Origin of the sequence: Variovorax sp. KBS0712, assembly GCF_006323185.2 — a bacterium.
Taxonomy (GTDB): domain Bacteria; phylum Pseudomonadota; class Gammaproteobacteria; order Burkholderiales; family Burkholderiaceae_C; genus Variovorax; species Variovorax boronicumulans.
This window is the reverse complement of the sequence record NZ_VCCD02000001.1, coordinates 2,475,560-2,494,830: the sequence shown is the minus strand read 5'-3', so window position 1 is coordinate 2,494,830 and position 19,271 is coordinate 2,475,560. Positions and strand designations below refer to the sequence as shown.

At 68.2% G+C, this 19,271-nt stretch carries 24 protein-coding genes; 8 read left to right on the top strand and 16 right to left on the bottom strand.

Going from position 1 to position 19,271, the window contains the following annotated elements:
• Position 1: 1 nt before the first annotated feature.
• Entirely contained in the window at positions 2–790 is a 789-nt protein-coding gene (locus tag FFI97_RS11490; protein ID WP_139705621.1) for an SDR family oxidoreductase, read from the bottom strand.
• Between the two features lie 106 nt (positions 791–896).
• Here FFI97_RS11490 and FFI97_RS11485 point away from each other — a divergent pair, with 106 nt between their 5' ends.
• Positions 897–1,772: a helix-turn-helix domain-containing protein gene (locus FFI97_RS11485; protein ID WP_095947296.1), complete on the top strand. Its 876-nt coding sequence runs from the start codon at positions 897–899 to the stop codon at positions 1,770–1,772.
• A 3-nt stretch (positions 1,773–1,775) separates the two neighbouring features.
• Here FFI97_RS11485 and FFI97_RS11480 read toward each other — a convergent pair whose 3' ends face one another.
• Genes FFI97_RS11480 through FFI97_RS11445 form a run of 8 tightly spaced genes read right to left on the bottom strand, consistent with a single transcriptional unit; the run spans position 1,776 to position 8,597 of the window.
• Positions 1,776–2,759 carry a hypothetical protein gene (locus FFI97_RS11480; RefSeq protein ID WP_144004433.1) on the bottom strand — a complete coding sequence of 328 codons (984 nt, stop codon included), beginning with the start codon at positions 2,757–2,759 and terminating at the stop codon, positions 1,776–1,778.
• Between the two features lie 52 nt (positions 2,760–2,811).
• Complete coding sequence (locus FFI97_RS11475) at positions 2,812–3,489, bottom strand: AAA family ATPase (protein WP_139705643.1); 678 nt, start codon at positions 3,487–3,489, stop codon at positions 2,812–2,814.
• Positions 3,486–4,118 (bottom strand): nicotinamide riboside transporter PnuC, encoded by a 633-nt coding sequence (pnuC, locus tag FFI97_RS11470; RefSeq protein ID WP_139705619.1) that lies wholly within the window; start codon positions 4,116–4,118, stop codon positions 3,486–3,488. Before pnuC ends, FFI97_RS11475 begins: the two co-directional genes overlap by 4 nt.
• 25 nt (positions 4,119–4,143) lie before the next feature.
• Complete coding sequence (gene ftsB / locus FFI97_RS11465; protein WP_070059525.1) at positions 4,144–4,422, bottom strand: cell division protein FtsB; 279 nt, start codon at positions 4,420–4,422, stop codon at positions 4,144–4,146.
• Positions 4,423–4,437: 15 nt separating this feature from the next.
• Positions 4,438–5,721: a phosphopyruvate hydratase gene (eno, locus tag FFI97_RS11460; protein ID WP_062474653.1), complete on the bottom strand. Its 1,284-nt coding sequence runs from the start codon at positions 5,719–5,721 to the stop codon at positions 4,438–4,440.
• Between the two features lie 52 nt (positions 5,722–5,773).
• Complete coding sequence (locus FFI97_RS11455; protein ID WP_062474654.1) at positions 5,774–6,064, bottom strand: DUF1330 domain-containing protein; 291 nt, start codon at positions 6,062–6,064, stop codon at positions 5,774–5,776.
• A complete protein-coding gene (kdsA, locus tag FFI97_RS11450) occupies positions 6,061–6,918 on the bottom strand; it encodes a 3-deoxy-8-phosphooctulonate synthase (RefSeq protein WP_139705617.1) in 858 nt (285 codons plus the stop codon). Before kdsA ends, FFI97_RS11455 begins: the two co-directional genes overlap by 4 nt.
• Positions 6,915–8,597, bottom strand: coding sequence for a CTP synthase (locus FFI97_RS11445; RefSeq protein WP_139705616.1), 1,683 nt, complete (start codon positions 8,595–8,597; stop codon positions 6,915–6,917). The genes kdsA and FFI97_RS11445 overlap by 4 nt, the downstream gene beginning before the upstream one ends.
• 124 nt (positions 8,598–8,721) lie before the next feature.
• Between FFI97_RS11445 and coaBC the strand changes: the two genes are divergently transcribed.
• The 4 genes from coaBC (at position 8,722) to FFI97_RS11425 (ending at position 11,540) form a co-directional block, all read left to right on the top strand.
• Positions 8,722–9,945 carry a bifunctional phosphopantothenoylcysteine decarboxylase/phosphopantothenate--cysteine ligase CoaBC gene (coaBC, locus tag FFI97_RS11440; protein WP_139705614.1) on the top strand — a complete coding sequence of 408 codons (1,224 nt, stop codon included), beginning with the start codon at positions 8,722–8,724 and terminating at the stop codon, positions 9,943–9,945.
• Positions 9,945–10,385 carry a hypothetical protein gene (locus FFI97_RS11435; RefSeq protein ID WP_139705612.1) on the top strand — a complete coding sequence of 147 codons (441 nt, stop codon included), beginning with the start codon at positions 9,945–9,947 and terminating at the stop codon, positions 10,383–10,385. The genes coaBC and FFI97_RS11435 overlap by 1 nt, the downstream gene beginning before the upstream one ends.
• Before the next feature lie 16 nt (positions 10,386–10,401).
• On the top strand, positions 10,402–10,848 hold the full coding sequence (gene dut, locus FFI97_RS11430; RefSeq protein ID WP_070059522.1) for a dUTP diphosphatase: 447 nt from the start codon (positions 10,402–10,404) through the stop codon (positions 10,846–10,848).
• 191 nt (positions 10,849–11,039) lie between these two features.
• Positions 11,040–11,540 carry a glycine zipper 2TM domain-containing protein gene (locus FFI97_RS11425; RefSeq protein WP_139705610.1) on the top strand — a complete coding sequence of 167 codons (501 nt, stop codon included), beginning with the start codon at positions 11,040–11,042 and terminating at the stop codon, positions 11,538–11,540.
• A gap of 71 nt (positions 11,541–11,611) precedes the next feature.
• Here the strand turns inward: FFI97_RS11425 and FFI97_RS11420 are convergent, their stop codons facing one another.
• Positions 11,612–12,136 carry a peptidylprolyl isomerase gene (locus FFI97_RS11420; protein ID WP_095947302.1) on the bottom strand — a complete coding sequence of 175 codons (525 nt, stop codon included), beginning with the start codon at positions 12,134–12,136 and terminating at the stop codon, positions 11,612–11,614.
• Between the two features lie 14 nt (positions 12,137–12,150).
• Here FFI97_RS11420 and FFI97_RS11415 point away from each other — a divergent pair, with 14 nt between their 5' ends.
• The 3 genes from FFI97_RS11415 (at position 12,151) to FFI97_RS11405 (ending at position 14,132) form a co-directional block, all read left to right on the top strand.
• Positions 12,151–13,293 carry a JmjC domain-containing protein gene (locus FFI97_RS11415; protein ID WP_139705608.1) on the top strand — a complete coding sequence of 381 codons (1,143 nt, stop codon included), beginning with the start codon at positions 12,151–12,153 and terminating at the stop codon, positions 13,291–13,293.
• A complete protein-coding gene (locus tag FFI97_RS11410; RefSeq protein WP_139705607.1) occupies positions 13,283–13,789 on the top strand; it encodes a hypothetical protein in 507 nt (168 codons plus the stop codon). Before FFI97_RS11415 ends, FFI97_RS11410 begins: the two co-directional genes overlap by 11 nt.
• A gap of 94 nt (positions 13,790–13,883) precedes the next feature.
• Positions 13,884–14,132 carry a hypothetical protein gene (locus FFI97_RS11405; protein ID WP_056583267.1) on the top strand — a complete coding sequence of 83 codons (249 nt, stop codon included), beginning with the start codon at positions 13,884–13,886 and terminating at the stop codon, positions 14,130–14,132.
• Between the two features lie 77 nt (positions 14,133–14,209).
• On the opposite strand, the gene FFI97_RS11400 is transcribed toward FFI97_RS11405, so the two are convergent.
• The 6 genes from FFI97_RS11400 to FFI97_RS11380 all read right to left on the bottom strand — a co-directional run bounded on the left by FFI97_RS11400 (position 14,210) and on the right by FFI97_RS11380 (position 19,222).
• Entirely contained in the window at positions 14,210–14,989 is a 780-nt protein-coding gene (locus FFI97_RS11400) for an MBL fold metallo-hydrolase (protein WP_062474678.1), read from the bottom strand.
• A 5-nt stretch (positions 14,990–14,994) separates the two neighbouring features.
• Entirely contained in the window at positions 14,995–16,074 is a 1,080-nt protein-coding gene (gene bamC, locus FFI97_RS11395) for an outer membrane protein assembly factor BamC (protein ID WP_139705605.1), read from the bottom strand.
• A gap of 150 nt (positions 16,075–16,224) precedes the next feature.
• On the bottom strand, positions 16,225–17,121 hold the full coding sequence (gene dapA, locus FFI97_RS11390) for a 4-hydroxy-tetrahydrodipicolinate synthase (RefSeq protein ID WP_409574630.1): 897 nt from the start codon (positions 17,119–17,121) through the stop codon (positions 16,225–16,227).
• Between the two features lie 71 nt (positions 17,122–17,192).
• Positions 17,193–17,765, bottom strand: coding sequence for a class I SAM-dependent methyltransferase (locus tag FFI97_RS11385; RefSeq protein ID WP_139705601.1), 573 nt, complete (start codon positions 17,763–17,765; stop codon positions 17,193–17,195).
• Between the two features lie 43 nt (positions 17,766–17,808).
• On the bottom strand, positions 17,809–17,952 hold the full coding sequence (locus tag FFI97_RS33605; protein WP_167395003.1) for a hypothetical protein: 144 nt from the start codon (positions 17,950–17,952) through the stop codon (positions 17,809–17,811).
• 43 nt (positions 17,953–17,995) lie between these two features.
• Positions 17,996–19,222: an MFS transporter gene (locus tag FFI97_RS11380; protein WP_139705600.1), complete on the bottom strand. Its 1,227-nt coding sequence runs from the start codon at positions 19,220–19,222 to the stop codon at positions 17,996–17,998.
• Positions 19,223–19,271: the final 49 nt, after the last annotated feature.

Here is a 19,271-nt window from a genome sequence, read left to right as displayed (position 1 = left end):
ATCAGGCGGCCGCCGGCGTCAGGCCCTGGCCCAGCCCGCCGTCGACGGTGAGCCGGGCCCCCGTCGTGAAGGTCGCCTCGAAGGCGAAGAAGAGCACCGCGCGCGCCACTTCGGCCGAGGTGCCGTGGCGCCGCATCGGCGTGATCTGGTCGCCCAGGCGCATGAACTCGGCGCGCTCCTCGGCGCTCGCATCGGTCACGCCGAGCGTGGGCGTGTCGATGAAGCCGGGGCTCACCACGTTCACGCGGATGCCACGCGTCACCAGCTCCGCCGCGAAGCCCGAGGCCATCGAGCGCAGCGCGGCCTTGGTGGCGCTGTACACGCTCATGCCATGCATGCCGCCTTCGTCCGCGATGGACGAGGTGAAGACGATCGCACTGCCCGCCGGCATCAGCGGCGCCAGGCGCTGCACGGTGAAGAACGGGCCCTTGGTGTTGACGGCGAAGGCGCGGTCGTAGCCGGCCTCGGTCACCTGCTCGAAGGGCTCGAGCGACGAGATGCCCGCGTTGATGTGCAGCAGGTCGATGCGGCCGAAGCGCTCGCGCACCGTGGCGGCGAGGGCGTCGATGTCGGCCAGCGAGGCCGCGTCGGACGCGAGCACATGGGCGCGCGCGCCGAAGGGGCTGAGCACGCGGCGCGCGGCCTCCAGGTTCTGCGGGTTGCGTCCGGTCACGAGCACGTCGGCGCCGCCGTCGAGCAGCGCCTGCGCGGTGGCCAGGCCCATGCCGAGGGTGCCGCCGGTGATGACGGCTTTCTTGCCTGCGTAAGGAGTGTGGGGTGTGGTGTTCATGGCCGTCGATGATCCGGATCGCGCGGCTCGCGGTCGCGCACGTTCAGCCGTGGGGGAGCACAAACGGCCGACGGCATGCACGCCGCGCGCGGCCCATAATGTTTCGATGAGCGATACCGATCTGGACACCGATCTGCACGGGCACGGTGGTGCGGCGTCCGAGGTGGCGCTGTCGGCCGACAGCTTCGTCGCGCCGCCCGCCACCGACAGCCTGCGCGTCGACGTGCGCCAGACCCCCGGCGGCGTGGTCGGCTACGAGGCGCTGCCCGACCACCGCCTCAAGCTGCACGCGGGCGCGCCGGTGGCGGGCGCCTGCCAGTTCCATCGCTTTCTCTACACGCGCGGCGACCTCGACATCCTGCCGGCCGGCAGCACCGACATCTGGCATGAAGAGTCGCCGAGCACCTCGGTCGTGGTGCGCATGGCGCCCGCACTGCTCGTGCGCACGGCCGACGAGATGGGTCTGCCGGCCGAGCGCGCGGTGCTCGGCGAACGCCACCAGTTCCGCGACCCGCAGATCGAGCACATCGCCTGGGCGCTCGACGCCGAACGGCGCGCGGGCTTTCCTAACGGCCGGCTCTACACCGACAGCCTGGGCACCGCGCTCGCGGTGCAGCTGATCGCGGCGGGCCCGCAGGTGGCGCCGTCACCCGCACAGGGGCTGACGCGGCTGCAGCTGAAGCGTGTCACGGAGTTCATCGAGGCGCACCTGGACGGCGACCTGTCGCTGGCCGCGCTGGCCGAGGTCGCGGGCCTGAGCGCTTCGCATCTGAAGACGCAGTTCAAGCGCTCCACCGGCCAGGCGGTGCATGCCTACGTGGTGCACCGCCGCGTCGACCGCGCGCGCAGCCTGCTGCTGAACAGCGAGATGCCCGCGAGCCTCGTGGCGCTCGAGAGCGGCTTCTCGCACCAGAGCCACATGGCGCGCTGCATGCGCCGCGTGCTGGGCCTCACGCCCGGCGAGGTGCGGCGCGCAGCGTAGGGTTCAGCGCGCTTCGTCATCGAAGCCGCTGAATGCGATGTCGGGCGCGCTCGTGTTGTGCTTGGAGGGCAGGGTGCGGCCGAAGCGCACTTGCGTAGCGTTCAGCGCCTTCACTTCGGGCAGCGGCAATACCTGTTCGGCCGCCTGCGGCGAGGCCTGCCAGCGCACCTCGCTCATGTCGGCGTTGTCGGGCGTCACGTACATCGAACGCAGCACCGCGAAGGGTTGCTTCGCGCTCGATGTGGGTTGGGAGAGCGTCACGTCGAGCGCGGTGCGGGTGCGGCTGATCTCGGTCACGCGCGCCACGGCGCTGCCGCCGTCGGCGAAGCGCAGGTGGATGGCCAGCGGTTTCGGTACGACGCGGATCGACGCGATGTTCACCACCGGCCGCCCGGCCTGCACGACCGGGCCGAGCAGGAACGACGAGCCGTACACACCGTCGCCGAAGCGCGCCTCGGGCAGCGGCTTGAGGCGCCAGTAGCCGTCGGAGGGGTAGAGCACGATGGCCTCGAGCGCCTTGCCGTTTTCCTTCTTGAACACCTGCAGCAGGTGAAAGCCACGGTCGTGGCGCGCGCCGACCTGCACCGGCACGCGCGCCGGACGCCAGAAGGTCGGCAGCGTCATGCCGACGATGCGCCACTGCGCGTTGTCGAGCAGCACGACGGTGCGCTTCTTGAAACGGTGCGCCGGGTCGGTGGGGTGGGCGCCGCCGTCGAAGTTGCAGCCCGAGAAGTCGGGCGCGGTGACGTCGTTGCCGATGGTGCCGAGGTAGCTCGGCTGCAGCGCTTCGATGCGCATTTTGCGGATGCCGTCGCCGCGCAGCACCATCGACACGTTGTCTTCCTCGGCGCAGGCCGTGGAGGTGGTGGCGTTCTCGACGGTGGCGGCAACGGGCACCGCAGAAGCGGCACCGGCGGTCAGCAGCAGGGCGAGGAAAGCGGCGGCGGGAGTGCGCGAGGCAGAGCGCACAGCAATCGAAACGGGCATCGGGTCTCCGGTGAAGGGGAGAGGGCGCGCGAACGCGCAGGAGCCGGAAGGCTCAGGGCGGGTCGCGGCGCGCCATCAGGTCGCTGAAGAGCTTATGTTCGCATTCCGGGTCGGAACACTTCTCGCAAGGCCATGTCCACGAGGCGGGCTTGGCATCGCGGCGGGTGCGCGTGCGGGCGCGGCCTTCGTTGCCGGCGATGGTGTTGATCGCGTTCCATGCGTTCGCCAGCCGTTCTCCACCGCTGCCATGCACCACGGCGTACGAGAGTCCGGCGCGCGTGAGCGCGGCGCGCACCAGCGTGTCGGTCGGCTGGCGCGCATGCGGGCCGTCGCGCATGTCGTCGGCCACCCAGGGCAGGTCGAGCGCGGTGAGCAGCGTGATGGCGTAGCGCCGCTGCGCGGCCAGCGCGCTGTCGTACAGCGAGGTGTCGGCGAACAGCTGCTCGCTGTAGACCGCTGTCATGAGTGCCGTGGTGTCGGCCACCACCACGCTCGTGGCCGCAGCGGCGTCGATGCGGCGCATCTGTTCGTCAGCGATGGCCTGCTGCTCGTCGGGGCGGGGCGTGCGGCCCTCGCGCTCGCACCATTCGCGCAGGTACTCGCCCACCAGCGTGACGGGCGTGCCGCGGTCCTGCAGGCGCTGTGCGATGGCGCGCGAGAGCTCGGTCTTGCCCGTGCTCTCGGCGCCCACGAGCGCGATGACGCAGCCGGTCGGCAGGTTCGGCGTCATGCCGGCACCGCCTTCGTCGTGGCCTTCGGCAGGCGTCGCTGCCATGCCAGGAAGCCGGCCACGCTGAGCACGGCGAACACCGCGTACAGCGCTGTCGTGAGCCACAGGCCCTTGTGGATGAACAGGCCCACGCTGACCACGTTCACGGCCAGCCAGATGAGCCAGTTCTCGATGAACTTACGCCCGAGCAGGAACTGCCCGACCAGGCTCAGGCCGGTGACAAAGCCGTCCCACCAGGGCACGTCGGTGTTGGTGAAGCGACGCAGGAAGAGTGCGACCACGGGCCACGCAATGGCGCAGGCCAGGAGGGCGTACGCGGTGCCGCGCGGCGACAGCCGGCTGACTCGCAAGGCGCTGCCGTCGGCGCGAAAGCCGCGCAGCCATTGCGCCCAGCCCCAGAGGGCGACGAAGGCAAAGAAGACTTGAAGGGAGGCGTCGCCGTAGATGCGTGCGTTGGCGAACACCACCACGTAGAGCAGCGAGCTGACGATGGCCAGCGGCCAGCCCCAGTGGATCTCGCGCATGTTGCAGCCGACCATCGCGAGCGCGAGCACGGCGGCGACGAGTTCGAGCCAGGTGACAGGAGAACCCCACAGCGCAAAGGCGGAGGCCGAGAGAAGCTCTGGCATCGAGAAGCGGTGGCGAAGGAAAGGGTCAGTGCGCGATCTGCACGAAGACTTCGTTCGGTTTGACCATGCCGAGTTCCGCGCGCGCGCGTTCCTCGACCATCTCGAGGCCGTCTTTCAGGTCATTGACTTCGGACGCGAGCCGCTCGTTGTTGAGGGCGGCCTTGGCGTTGGCGTCCTTCTGGTCGGCCAGCTGGGTCCTCAGCTGGGCGACCTCACGCACGCTGCCGCGCCCGTTCCACAGCTGCCACTGCAGGATGACCAGCAGCAGCACCAGGATGAGAGGAGGGACGAAGCGCGCGCGCATGCAGGCTGCGAGGCGCTACTTGAGGTTGTAGAACGCGCCGCGGCCCGGGTAGACGGCGATGTCGCCGAGGTCTTCTTCGATGCGCAGCAGCTGGTTGTACTTGGCGATGCGGTCCGAACGCGACAGCGAGCCGGTCTTGATCTGGCCGGCGTTGGTGCCCACGGCGATGTCGGCGATGGTGCTGTCTTCGGTTTCGCCCGAACGGTGCGAAATGACGGCCGTGTAGCCCGCGCGCTTGGCCATCTCGATGGCGGCGAAGGTTTCGGTCAGCGTGCCGATCTGGTTGATCTTGATCAGGATCGAGTTGGCGATGCCCTTGTCGATGCCTTCCTGCAGGATCTTGGTGTTGGTGACGAACAGGTCGTCGCCCACCAGCTGCACGCGCTTGCCCAGGCGTTCGGTCAGGTGCTTCCAGCCGTCCCAGTCGCCTTCGTGCATGCCGTCTTCGATGCTGATGATCGGGTACTTGTCGACCCAGGTCGCGAGCATGTCGGTCCAGCTCTCGGCCGTGAGCGACAGGTTTTCGCCCGACAGCACGTACTTGCCGTCCTTGTAGAACTCGCTGGCCGCGCAGTCCAGGCCCAGGGCGATCTGTTCGCCGGCGGTGTAGCCGGCCTTGTCGATGGCTTCCAGGATCAGCTGGATGGCTGCTTCGTGGCTTTCGACGCTGGGGGCAAAGCCGCCTTCGTCGCCCACGGCCGTGCTGATGCCGCGGTCGCCCAGGATCTTCTTCAGGGCGTGGAACACTTCGGCGCCGTAGCGCACGGCCTCGCGGAAGCTCTTGGCGCCCACGGGGATGATCATGAACTCTTGCAGGTCCAGGCTGTTGTTGGCGTGCGCGCCGCCGTTGATGACGTTCATCATCGGCACCGGCAGCTGCATGCCGCCCATGCCGCCGAAGTAGCGGTACAGGGGCAGGCCCGACTCTTCGGCCGCGGCGCGGGCCACGGCCATCGAGACGGCGAGGGTGGCGTTGGCGCCCAGGCGGGCCTTGTTGTCGGTGCCGTCCAGGTCGATCATCGTGCGATCGAGGAAGGCCTGTTCGCTGGCGTCCAGGCCCAGCACGGCTTCCGAGATCTCGGTGTTGATGTTCTCGACGGCCTTCAGCACGCCCTTGCCGAGGTAGCGGCTCTTGTCGCCGTCGCGCAGCTCGATGGCCTCGCGCGAACCGGTCGAAGCGCCCGAGGGCACGGCTGCACGGCCCATGGTGCCCGACTCGAGCAGCACGTCGCACTCGACGGTGGGGTTGCCTCGGCTGTCGAGAATTTCGCGGCCGACGATGTCAACGATTGCACTCATCTCTATCTCTTTCTCTGGGTCTCTTGGTGGAGTGGACTGGCAAAAAACGGAATCAAAGGCCTTCGACCGCGATCATGTTCATGATGGCGGCGCCGGCACGCGCTTCACGCGCCTTCAGGTATTCGGGCGTCTCGTAGAAGGCCTTGGCCTTCTCGAAGCTGGGGAATTTGAGCACGACGACACGGGTGGGTTTCCAGTCGCCTTCGAGCGGCTGCACCTGGCCGCCGCGCACGCAGACTTCGGCGCCGTGCGCCTGCATCGCGACGCTCGACCACTTCTTGTATTCCTCGTACTGCGTCGGGTTGGTGACTTCGACGTGGGCAATGACGTAACCGCTGCTCATGCTTGAAAACTGTCCTCGAGGAAAGCGTTTTTCTTGGTGACCCGGTCGAGCGCGACCAGCGTCTCGAGCAGGGCCTTCATGTGCTTGAGCGGCACGGCGTTGGGGCCGTCGCTCAGGGCTTTGTTCGGGTCGGGGTGCGTCTCCATGAAGAGACCGGCCACGCCCACGGCCACGGCCGCGCGCGAGAGCACCGGCACCATCTCGCGCTGGCCGCCTGAGCTGGTGCCCTGGCCGCCGGGCAGCTGCACCGAGTGGGTGGCGTCGAACACCACGGGCGCCTTCGTCTCGCGCATGATCGCGAGCGAGCGCATGTCCGACACGAGATTGTTGTAGCCGAAGCTGGCGCCGCGCTCGCAGGCCATGAAGCTGTCTTCGTTCAGGCCGGCTTCCTTGGCGGCAGCGCGGGCCTTGTCGATCACGTTCTTCATGTCGTGCGGTGCGAGGAACTGGCCCTTCTTGATGTTCACCGGCTTGCCCGACTGCGCCGCGGCGTGGATGAAGTCGGTCTGGCGGCACAGGAAGGCGGGCGTCTGCAGCACGTCGACCACCTTGGCGGCCTCGGTGATGTCTTCATGGGTGTGCACGTCGGTCAGCACCGGCAGGCCGAGTTCGCGCTTCACCTTGGCCAGGATCTCGAGGCCCTTGTCACGCCCCGGGCCGCGAAAGCTCGTGCCCGAGGAGCGGTTGGCCTTGTCGAAGCTGCTCTTGAAGATGAACGGGATGCCCAGCGACGCCGTGATTTCCTTCAACGTGCCGGCCGTGTCCATCTGCAGCTGCTCGGATTCGACCACGCACGGGCCGGCGATCAGGAAGAAAGGCTGGTCCAGCCCGATGTCGAATCCGCAAAGCTTCATGCCACTGCCTTGAGCGTCTTGTTGGTGCTGCCCGCGCCCTTGTCCTTGTGGTCGAGCGCCGCCTTGATGAAGGCGTTGAACAACGGATGGCCGCCCCACGGCGTTGACTTGAACTCGGGGTGGAACTGCACGCCCATGAACCACGGGTGCACGTTCTGCGGCAGCTCGACGATTTCGGTCAGGTGCTCGCGCTGCGTGAGCGCCGAGATCACGAGGCCGGCATTGCGCAGCTCGTCCAGGTAGTTGACGTTGGCTTCGTAGCGGTGGCGATGGCGCTCGGTGACCACGTCGCCGTAGATGCTGTGCGCCAGCGTGCCGGGCGTCACGTCGGAGCTTTGCGCGCCCAGGCGCATGGTGCCGCCGAGATCGGATTTTTCGTCGCGCGTCTTCACGGTGCCGTCGCGGTCCTTCCACTCGGTGATCAGCGCGATCACGGGGGTGGGCGTTTCCGGGTCGAACTCGGTGCTGTTGGCGTTCTTCAGGCCGGCCACGTGGCGGGCGTACTCGATGGTGGCGACCTGCATGCCCAGGCAGATGCCCAGGTAGGGCACCTTCGATTCGCGGGCGAAGCGGGCGGCCGAGATCTTGCCTTCGACGCCGCGCTGGCCGAAGCCGCCGGGCACCAGGATGGCGTCGTACTTGGCCAGGCGCGACACGTCTTGCGCCGAGATGGTCTCGGAGTCGATGTAGTCGATCTTCACGCGCGCATGGTTCTTCATGCCGGCGTGGCGCAGCGCCTCGTTGAGCGACTTGTAGCTGTCCGACAGGTCGACGTACTTGCCGACCATGGCGATCGACACTTCCTGTTGCGGATGCTCGACCTCGTACACCAGCTCGTCCCAGCGCGTGAGCTTGGCGGGCGGGGTGTTGATGCGCAGCTTGTCGCAGATCAGGCCGTCCAGGCCCTGTTCGTGCAGCATGCGGGGCACCTTGTAGATGGTGTCCACGTCCCACATCGAAATGACGCCCCATTCGGGCACGTTCGAGAACAGCGAGATCTTGGCGCGCTCGTCGTCGGGAATCGGGCGGTCGGCGCGGCACAGCAGGGCGTCGGCCTGGATGCCGATGGCGCGCAGTTCCTTGGCGGTGTGCTGCGTGGGCTTGGTCTTGAGCTCGCCGGCGGCGGCGATCCAGGGCACGTAGCTCAGGTGCACGAAGGCCGAGTTGTTCGGGCCCATGCGCAGGCTCATCTGGCGCACGGCTTCCAGGAAGGGCAGCGACTCGATGTCGCCCACGGTGCCGCCGATTTCGACGATGGCCACGTCCACCTCGTGCGCCGTGCCGATGCCGGCGCCGCGCTTGATGTATTCCTGGATCTCGTTGGTGATGTGCGGAATGACCTGGACGGTCTTGCCGAGGTAGTCGCCGCGGCGTTCCTTCTCGAGCACGGTCTTGTAGATCTGACCGGTCGTGAAGTTGTTGGCCTTGCGCATCCGCGTGTTGATGAAGCGCTCGTAGTGGCCGAGGTCGAGGTCGGTCTCGGCGCCGTCATCGGTGACGAACACTTCGCCATGCTGGAACGGTGACATCGTGCCGGGGTCGACATTGATGTACGGATCGAGCTTGATGAGGGTGACTTGGAGGCCGCGCGATTCGAGGATCGCGGCGAGCGAGGCGGAGGCGATTCCCTTGCCAAGGGAAGATACGACACCACCGGTGACGAAGACAAATTTGGTCATGCCAGTTCCGGACGCGTGAATCCGGGCAGTGGGAAATTGCGATTATAGGTGTCCCCTTTGTGCCTCCACGGCCGAAGGCCATCCGGTTCCTGATCTTGTCGGTATGTGAGCAACAATATGTCCCATGCAAGATCTCGCCGGCAAACACATCGTCCTCGGACTCACAGGGGGCATCGCCTGCTACAAATCGGCCGAGCTGTGCCGCCTGCTCGTGAAGGCGGGCGCCACCGTCCAGGTCGTGATGACCGAGGCGGCCGAGCAGTTCATGACGCCGGTCACCATGCAGGCGCTCTCGGGGCGCACCGTCTACACCTCGCAGTGGGACGCCCGCGAGCCCAACAACATGCCGCACATCAACCTGAGCCGCGAGGCCGACGCGATCGTGCTGGCGCCCTGCAGCGCCGACTTCATCGCGCGGCTGGTGCAGGGCCGTTCCGACGAGCTGCTGAGCCTGCTGTGCCTGGCGCGTCCGACCGACCGCGTGCCGCTGTTGATCGCCCCCGCCATGAACCGCGAGATGTGGGCCCATCCGGCCACGCAGCGCAACCTGATGCAGGTGTCGGCCGACGGTGCGACCGTGCTGGGCGTGGGCAGCGGCTGGCAGGCCTGCGGCGAAACCGGCGACGGGCGCATGCTCGAACCGGCGCAACTGCTCGAGGACATCACGGCCTTCTTCCAGCCCAAGCTGCTGGCGGGGCAGAAGGTGCTGGTCACGGCCGGCCCGACCTTCGAGGCGCTGGACCCGATCCGCGGCATCACCAACCATTCGTCCGGCAAGATGGGGTTTGCCATCGCCCGCGCGGCGCGCGAGGCCGGTGCCGAGGTCACGCTGGTGGCCGGCCCGGTGCACCTGCCGACCCCGCGCGGCGTGAGCCGCATCGACGTGCTGTCGGCGCAGGAGATGCTCGAAGCGACGACCCGCGCTGCGCAGGTAGCTAGCATTTTTGTAGCAACGGCCGCCGTGGCCGACTGGCGCCCGGCGACGCACAGCGACCAGAAAATCAAGAAGGACGGCAGCGGCCAGACGCCGGTGCTGCACTTCGTCGAGAACCCCGACATCCTGCTCACGGTGGCCAAGAGCGAACGCGCGCAGGCCAGGAAGCTGTTCTGCGTGGGCTTCGCGGCCGAGAGCGAGAACCTCGCCGAGCACGCCAAGGCCAAGCGCGAACGCAAGGGCATTCCGCTGCTGGTGGGCAACATCGGCCCGCTGACCTTCGGGCAGGACGACAACGCCTTGCTGCTGGTGGATGCGAAGGGCGTGCGCGAGCTGCCCCGCGCGCCCAAGCTCCGGCTGGCGCGCGAGTTGATGACGGAAATTGCCGCGCGACTTCCGGATTGGAGGGCCTGATGAACACCGAATCCAACACACCACCCAACGGCGACTTCGCCCGCTACGTGGAGCAACTGTCGGCACGGGCCGGCCAGTCTGCCCGCGTCCCGGGCAAGGAATCCGAGCACGGGTTGGACGTCGGCATGACGCCTTCGCCCGGTGCGCAGGGGACCACCGTCGCACGTCGTGAATCGCCGGCTGGCGAGGCCGCGAAGGCAGACGGCACCAAGGCCATCCCCCTGGGCACGCTCAAGGTGCTGGCCGGCATGGGGGCGATGGTGTTCCTGGTGCTGTGGGCCATCGGCGTGCCGCTCTCCGTGCTGGTCCTGGGCGCCGCCGCGGCGGCCTGGTTCGGCAAGCGTTTTCTCAAGGGACTCAGCCTGAGGCCCGGGGTCGCCAAATGGCAGCAGGTGCTCGAAGAGGCCGCCCGCAAGCAAAAAGAACAGCAACAGAAGTAACCAAGGCAGCAAGTCAGTGAACGTAGACGTCCGAATCCTCGATCCGCGCATGGTGGATCAATTGCCCGCGTATGCCACCCCCGGAAGCGCCGGCCTCGACCTGCGGGCCTGCCTCGATGCCCCGGTCACGCTCGAGCCCAATGCCTGGCAACTGGTGGGCACCGGCATCGCGATCCACCTGGCCGATCCGGCCTATGCCGCGTTGATCCTGCCGCGCTCGGGCCTGGGTCACAAGCACGGCATCGTGCTGGGCAATCTCGTCGGCCTGATCGACAGCGACTACCAGGGCGAGCTGAAGGTCAGCGCCTGGAACCGCAGCAACACGCCCTTCGTGCTGCAGCCGATGGAGCGGCTTGCGCAGCTGGTGATCGTGCCGGTGGTGCAGGCGCAGTTCCGCGTGGTCGCCGAGTTCGAGGCCTCGCAACGCGGCGAGGGCGGCTACGGTTCGACCGGCAAGCACTGAGCTTTTGCCCCTCGGCAAAGCTGAAGGGCACCTGAGTATCCAAGGCGTAAAGAACGGAACCGCCGGCGCGTGGTTCGTCTCGAAGGTTTCAGCGTGTGTCTTTCGTCATCGCGGCTTCGGCTGAAACGTTAGACACAGGCAGGCATGCAGCCCGTCCGGGCGCGTGCTGTTTTCTTCGAGGAGCCTCTTTCATGAACATCTCAATGCGCTTCATTTCCGTCACGGCGTCCGTGCTCGCACTGGCCACGCTCACGGCCTGTGTCGCGCCGGCCCCGGTCTACCAGACCTCGCGCTACCCCTATCAGGCCCCGCCACGGGCGATCCAGTACCAGGAAGCGGCCTACGTCGAGTACGGCCACGTCGCGAACATCGAGGTACTGCGCAGCGAATCCGCGGGCGTGGGCACCACGGGTGGCGGTGCCATCGCGGGCGGCCTCATCGGCGGCGTGGTGGGCAACCAGTTCGGACGCGGCAACGGCCGTGCCGCAGCCACTGCGCTCGGCCTCGTGGGCGGCGCCTTGCTGGGCAACACCATCGAGGCCCAGCAGAACGGCCCGCGTGCCTACGAGAGCTACCGCGTCTCGGTTCAGACCGACCGCGGCGGCTATCGCGCCTTCGACGTGCAAAACCCGGGCGACCTGCGCATCGGCGACCGCGTGCGCATCGACAACGGGCACATCTCGCGCATGTAAGCGGTCGGCCGCGCGCGCAAAGAAAAAAGCCGGGCACTGCCCGGCTTTTTGCTTTGTGAAGTGGCGTGGTCTCAGTGCAGCATCTGGCCGCCCGGCGCCATCGGCGGCACCTTGAAGAAGGCCGTGCCGGCCGAGCCGCGGCCGACTTCTTCTTCGGTGGCTTCGCGCACCGAACGCACCGTGATGTCCAGTCGGATCGCGATGCCCGCCAGCGGGTGGTTGCCGTCGAGCACGAGGTGGTCGGGGTAGATCTCAGCCACGGTGTAGATCGCGTCCTTGGGCATGGCCTCGCTCACGCCCTTGGGCAGGGCGGAGCCGTCGAAGGTCATGCCTTCCTCGGTGCCCTCGGGGAACAGCGCGCGCGGCTCCAGGAAGAGCAGCTGGTCGTTGAAGTCGCCGAAGCCCTGTTCGGGTTCGATCTGCAGTTGCACGCGCGCGCCGGGCTCATGGCCCTGCAGGGCGGCCTCGATCACGTCGAAGAGGTCGTCGCCGCCCACCATGAATTCCACCGGCTCGTCGAGCACGTCCAGCACATCGCCGAGCGTGTCTTTCATGGTCCAGGTCAGGCCGACCACGCATTGTTCAGAGATTTCCATTGCAGAATTCTCCCATGGAGATCAATCAACCGCTGCCCTTGCTTGGCGGCCTGAGTCCCGCGCAGTTCATGCGCCGGTACTGGCAAAAGAAACCCCTGCTGATCCGGCAGGCCGTTCCCTCGATGGTGCCACCGATCGACCGCCAAGCGCTGTTCGCGCTGGCGGAGCGCGAGGGGGTCGAGTCGCGCCTGATCCGGCATGGGAAGGCCGGCTGGTCGCTCAAGCACGGCCCGCTGCCCCGGCGCGCGCTGCCGCCGCTGAAGCAGCCGGGCTGGACGATGCTGGTGCAGGGCGTAGACCTGCACCACGACGGCGTGCACGAGCTGCTGCGGCAGTTCCGTTTCCTGCCCGATGCGCGCCTGGACGACCTGATGATCAGCTACGCGAGCGACACGGGCGGCGTCGGCCCGCATTTCGACAGCTACGACGTGTTCCTGCTGCAGGCGCAGGGCCAGCGCCGCTGGTCCATCGGCAAGCAGTCCGACCTGCGGCTGCAGCCCGACGTGCCGCTCAAGGTGCTCGAGCACTTCGAGCCCGAGCAGACCTTCGTGCTCGAGCCCGGCGACATGCTGTACCTGCCGCCCAAGTACGCCCACGACGGTGTGGCGGTGGGCGACGACTGCATGACGTATTCCATCGGGCTGCGGTCGTCCGCCGTGGGCGAGCTGGGTGCGGACCTGCTGGCGCGCGTGGCGCAGGCCTATGCGGAAGACCTGGAAGACGCGGGCCCGTCCGAGCTCGCGCGTTACCGCGATCCGTCGCAACCTGCCGTCGAGGCCCCGGCCGCGATGCCGGCTGCGCTGCAGGACTTCGCGCGCAAAGCCGTCGAGGCCGCGCTGCGCGACCCCGACGCGATCGACCGCGCGCTGGGCGAATCACTCACCGAGCCGAAGGCCAACGTCTGGTTCGGCGAGGGCAATGAAGTGCCCGAGGTGCTGCGCGAGGTCGCACTGGATCGCCGCACGCGCATGCTCTACGACGCGCGGCACGTTTACATCAACGGCGAGAGCTTCCGCGCCGGCGGGGCCGACGCCACGCTGATGCGGCGGCTGGCCGACCAGCGCGCGCTCGGTGCGCGCGAGCTGGCCCGCGCCAGCGAGGGCGCGCGGGCGCTGCTGGGCGAGTGGTGCGAGGCGGGCTGGCTGCATGCCGAATGAAGGCGCCGTACCGGCCCTGAACGAGGGCCGTTTCGACGGCCGGGAGGTCTTCGCCGACCTCGTCCGCGGGGCGTTGTCCGCCGCCGCGCACCAGGGCTGGAACGAGATCGTCTTCAGCGACCCCGACTTCGCCGACTGGCCGCTGGGCGAGCGCGCCAGCATCGAGGCGCTGCAGGCCTGGTCGGCCAGCGGGCGTCGCCTGCTGCTGCTGGCAGGGCGCTTCGACCTGATCGAGCGCGGTCATGCGCGCTTCGTGACGTGGCGCCGCACCTGGGACCACATCGTCGAATGCCGCGCGGCAGGCCGCTCAGGCACGGCAGAAGAGGTGCCCAGCGCCTTCTGGACGCCCACCTGGTGCCTGCACCGCATCGACCCCGAACGCAGCCGCGGCGTCTGCAGCAGCGAGCCGCGTGCGCGGCGCGACCTGCGCGAAAGCCTCGACGAGCGCTGGCGCCAGGGCCGACCGGCCTTTCCGGCCTCCACGCTCGGCTTGTAAGCCAATGCCGCAAATACACCCCCGCGACATATCCGGGCGGGGTTGGCGGTCTAGAATTTTTTGGTTCCAGACCTTCATTGCCAAAGGAGTCCTCATGAAGAAGTCGTCGTCCGTCCTGATTGCCTCGCTGATCGCCGCTGCCGCCCTGGTGGCCTGCGGAAAGAAAGAGGACGCCGCCCCCGCGGTCGTGACCCCGCCGCCCGCTCCCGTGACAGAACCCGCACCCGCCGCTCCGCCGGCCGCCGCACCTGCATCGGCACCGTCGGCCGCCGCCTCGTCGGCCCTGGACGCCGCCAACGCCGCGACCGAAGCCGCCAAGAAGGGCGAGGCACCGAAGCAGTAATTTCGCTGCAGGTCCGCACCATGCAAAAAGCCGCCCTCGGGCGGCTTTTTTCATTGGGGAGGGCGATGCCCGCCCGCTCAGACGTCGAGCCAGGGCGAGCCCTCGGCGGCGGTCGCCGTGAGCATCTCGGCTTCATCGCCGCCCAGCGCCTCGGCCATCAGGCGCCGCACGATCTCGGGCCGGTTGTTCTGTTCGCTCAGGTGCGCCGCGACCACGTGGCGCAGCCCGTCGTGGAGCACGGCGCGCGCGATCTCGGCGGCCGCGGTGTTCGACAGGTGGCCGTAGTTGCCGCCCACGCGCTGCTTCAGGAACGACGGGTAGGCCGAGCCGGCGAGCAGGTCGCTGTCGTGGTTGAACTCCAGCAGCAGCGCATGCGCGCCGCGCAGCCGGGCCAGCACGTGGCTGGTGGCGTGGCCCAGGTCGGTCAGCACGCCCAGCGTGCGGTTGCCGTCGGTGCAGCGCAGCTGCAGCGGCTCGCGGGCGTCGTGGGGCACGGTGAAGGGCTGCAGGCAGAGGTCGCCGACCGTGAACTCGGCGTCGTCGCGCGCCAGGTGCAGGCGGCCTTCGTAGTCGCGGCCGCCGGTTGCGAGCCAGGTGCCTTCGCTCATCCAGACCGGGATGCGGTCGCGCAGCGACAGGGCATGGGCGCAACCGATGTGGTCGCCATGCTCGTGGGTGATGAAGACGGCGTCGAGGTCTGCGGCAGCCAGGCCCGCCTGGGCCAGGCGCCGGTCGAGCTGGCGGATGCCGAAGCCGCAGTCGACGAGGAGGCGGGTGGTGCGGCCGGCGCTGGTCGTTGCTTCGACCAGCGCGGCGTTGCCCGTGCTGCCGCTGCCGAGGCTTCGGAAGCGGAGCATGGGGCTTACTTCAGGTCGTCGGCGATGACCTTGACGATGCGCTGCGCGTTGGCCGAGGTTTCGGGCGCGCCGGCGTCGTTCAGGACCGAGACCGTGGTGGCTTCGCCCTGGCTCTTGACCGAGATGCGGAACTTGATCGGCGCTTCGTCCTTCTTGGAGCTGCTGAACAGCTTGCCGAAGAAGCCGTCGTCCTTCTTGTCGGGGTTCGGCGTCACGTAGCGCACGTAGTAGATGCCGGCGCTGCGGTCGCGGTCTTCGACGGTGAAGCCGGTGCGGTCCAGGGCCAGGCCGACGCGGCGCCATGCGCGGTCGAAGCCTTCGCTGATCTGCACGACCGGCTGGTTGCCGACGGTGGCCACGGTGGCGGTCTTGGGCGCTGCGGTGGTCGCGGCAAGGATCTTCGACTGCTCTTGCGACACGCCGAGCTTGACCATCAGGCGGCGCAGGAATTCGGTCTCGAGCTCAGGATCGCTCGGGCGGGGCTGCCACACGGTCTGGTCCTGGCGGGAGTTGTTGTAGACCTCCTGCATGCCGCGGTGGCTGACGAAGATCTCGGTGCCGTTGGTGCTGCGCTCCAGGCGGGTGCGGAAGCGGTCGAGTTCGCCGGTCGAGTAGACCGAGTCGACCAGCTTGCCCAGCGTGCCGCGGATGATGTCCTGCGGCAGCTTGGCGCGGTTCTCGGCCCAGTCGGTTTCCATGATGCCCAGGTTGCGCTGGTCGGTGGTCAGCAGGAAGCCGCTTTCCTGCCAGAAGTCTTTCACAGGCTCCCACAGCTGGTCGGGCGTGCGGTTGATGACGATCCAACGCTGCGTGCCCGAGCGTTCCATGCGCACGTCGCCGATGTTGGCCACGGCGGTGGGGATGCCCGGTGCGTTCGCGATGCCGGCCTGGTAGGCGTTGGCGGTGACGGCGCCGCCCGGCACTGCGTAGCGGTTGTCGCGCGAGAGCTGGGAGAGATCGGGTGGGACTTCGAGCGTCGGGGCCTTGCCGGCGCTCTTGTAGTCGATCTTGTCGCTCTCGAGGACGGAGCAGGCGGCGAGGCTGGCAACGAGGGCCAGCAGTGCAAGTCGCGAAATGTTCTTCAACGTCGTCTTCCTTGGTGGAATGGTTCGGTCAATCGATGGGCCCCAGCGCCCCGCCCTCTCTGAGCACCGTTGCGGCAAAAGGTTGCTTGACCTTGCTGCGGACAGGGGGAAAGGGCAGGCGGGAACCGGTGTGATCGGTGGGAAGCTCGGTCAGTCCTTGAGCAGGCCGGTGGCGCGCAGGGCGCCCTCGACCGCCGGGCGGCTCGCTTCGCCGAGTTCCGTGAGCGGCAGCCGCAGGGCGCCGCCGCACAGACCCAGGCGGGCCATGGCCCACTTGAGCGGGATCGGGTTGGGTTCGACGAACAGGTTGCGGTGCAGCGGCATCAGTTCGAACTGCAGCTGCATCGCTCGCTTGACGTCGCCGGCCAGCGCGGCCACGCACAGCTCGTGCATCTTGCGCGGCGCCACGTTGGCCGTGACGCTGATGTTGCCCTGGCCGCCGCACAGCATGAGCGCGACCGCGGTCGGGTCGTCGCCGGAGTAGACGGCAAAGCTCTTCGGCAGGTCGCGGATGAGCCACTGGGCACGTTCGATGTTGCCGGTGGCTTCCTTGATGCCGATGATGCCGGGCACCTGCGCCAGGCGCAGCACGGTGTCGTGCGCCATATCGGCGACGGTGCGGCCGGGCACGTTGTACAGCACGACGGGCAGGTCGCCGACGGCTTCGGCGATGGCCTTGAAGTGCTGGTACTGGCCCTCTTGCGTGGGCTTGTTGTAGTAGGGAACGACCTGCAGCTGCGAGTCGGCGCCCACGCCCTTGGCGAACTTGGCGAGCTCGATGGCTTCCTTGGTCGAGTTCGCGCCGCAGCCGGCCATCACGGGCACGCGGCCCCGGGCCTGCTCGACGGATACGCGGATGATTTCGCAGTGCTCTTCCACATCGACCGTCGGCGATTCGCCGGTGGTGCCGACCACGCCAAGGCAGTCGGTGCCTTCGTCAATGTGCCAGTCGATGAGCCGCCGCAGGGCGGGGTAGTCGACACTGCCGTCGTCGTGCATCGGCGTGACGAGCGCGACGATGCTGCCTGTCAGTTGCTCCAAGGGAATCTCTTTGTCGGTGGACGAAAGCGGCCATTCTACTGACTCCGGCCGGGCCGGAGACAGTTGTGTCGGCCAGCTCAGCTGGCCTTCAGGAAGTGGCGCGGCGGGGCGCCCGCGGCCGCTTCGCCGGGCCGCACGGCGGCGATGCGCTGGACGAAGCGCGCCGGCTCCGGCAGGAAGCCGTCTTCATAGGCGATCACCTGCAGGCTGGCGCAGGCCCCGAGCAGTTCGCCCGGCTGCAGCAGGAAGTCGGGCCGCGAGGGCTTTCCGACGGTCTCGTTGCCGGCCGCGAAGGTCTCGTACAGCAGTACGCCGCCGGGCGCCACCGCGGCCACGATGTCGGCCATGCGCGGGCGCCAGAGGTAGTGGGTGACGACCACCGCGCCGAAACGCTGGGCCGTGAAGGGCCAGGGGCCCGACTCGATGTCGGCCGCCACCACGCGACCGAAGGCGCCGGCCGCCTCGACGGCCTCGGGCGACCGGTCGACGCCGGTCGCCGCATGCCCGCGCCCGGCGAACCACTGCATGTGCCGCCCGGACCCGCAGGCCACGTCGAGCACCGTGGCGTTCGGGGCAAGCAGGTGCGACCAGCGCACGATCCATTCAGAGGGCGCCGTGCTCGCATGCACGGGAATTGCTACATCTTTCATAGCTGCCTGGGCCCGGCAAGCGGGCGTTTCGGGGCGAAGTCGTTCAGAAACAGGACCATACCTGGTCGACCAGCGTGACCAGGAACGTCGGATGCACGTACAGCGCGAACACGCCGCCCAGCGCCGCCAGCACGGCGGCGAGCCAGGCGGCCTGGGCCAGGTAGTGGTTGCGTGTGCGGGGCGTCATGGCGATGGCTCCTTGCAAACAAAGAAAGGAAAAGCGCGGGCCGTCAGCTCGCCACGGCGACCGGCCGGACCCCGCGCGCAATGGCGCTTTCCTTGACCGGCAGGTTGATCAGCGCCGCGAACACGCCCAGCGCGATCGAGATGTACCAGACGATGCTGTAGCTGCCCGTCGTGTCATACAGGAAGCCGCCCAGCCACACGCCCAGGAACGAGCCCACCTGGTGGCTCAGGAACACGAAGCCGCTGAGCATCGACAGGTGCGCCACGCCGAAGATGCCCGCCACGATGGCGTTGGTGGCCGGCACCGTCGACAGCCACAGGAAGCCCATCGCCGCCGAGAACACGTACACGCTGAGCGGCGAGATCGGCGCCAGCAGGAAGAGCGCGATCGACACCGCCCGCGCAAAGTAGATGGCCGCCAGGATCTTGGGCTTGGACAGCTTCTGCCCCAGCAGGCCGACCGTGTAGGTGCCGAACACGTTGAACAGCCCGATCAGTGCCAGCGCGTAGCCGGCCACTTCGGGCGACAGGTTCTTGTCGCGCAGGTAGGTCGGCATGTGGATGCCGATGAAGGCCAGCTGGAAGCCGCAGACGAAGTAGCCCGCCATCAGCAAGCCGAAGCTCGGGTAGCGGAAGGCCTCGCCCACGGCCTGCAGCACCGATTGGTCACGGTGGCCGGCCAGGGCCGCGGTCTTGGGTTCGCGCAGGCCGAAGGCCAGCGGCACGATCACCAGCACCAGCACCGCCACCACGGCCAGCGCCGTCTGCCAGCCGAAGGCCCCGATCAGGCGGCCTTCGATGGGCGCCATCAGGAACTGCCCGAACGAGCCGGCCGCCGCGGCCACGCCCATCGCCCACGAGCGGCGCTCGGCCGGGATCTGCCGGCCGATCACGCCGTAGATCACCGCGTAGGTCGAGCCCGCCTGCGCCGCGCCGATCAGCACGCCCGCGCTCAGGGTGAACAGCAGCGGCGTCGGCGAATGTGCCATGCCGAAGAGGCCTGCCGCGTACAGCAGCGAGCCGCCGATCAGCACGCGGAACGCGCCGAAGCGGTCGGCCAGCATGCCCGCGAACACGCCGAAGATGCCCCACGACAGGTTCTGTACCGCCAGCGCGAACGAGAAGGTCTGTCGGTTCCAGTCCTGCGCCTGCGTGATGGGCTGCAGCCAGAGGCCGAAGCCGTGGCGGATGCCCATCGAGAGCGTGACGATCATGGCGCCGCAGAACAGCACCTGCTTGATCGAAAGGGTGGGAGCGGGGGAGGCTTGCATCCTTCGAATGTAGCGAAATGGATGCTGCGGCAGGTGGCGTGACGGCCAA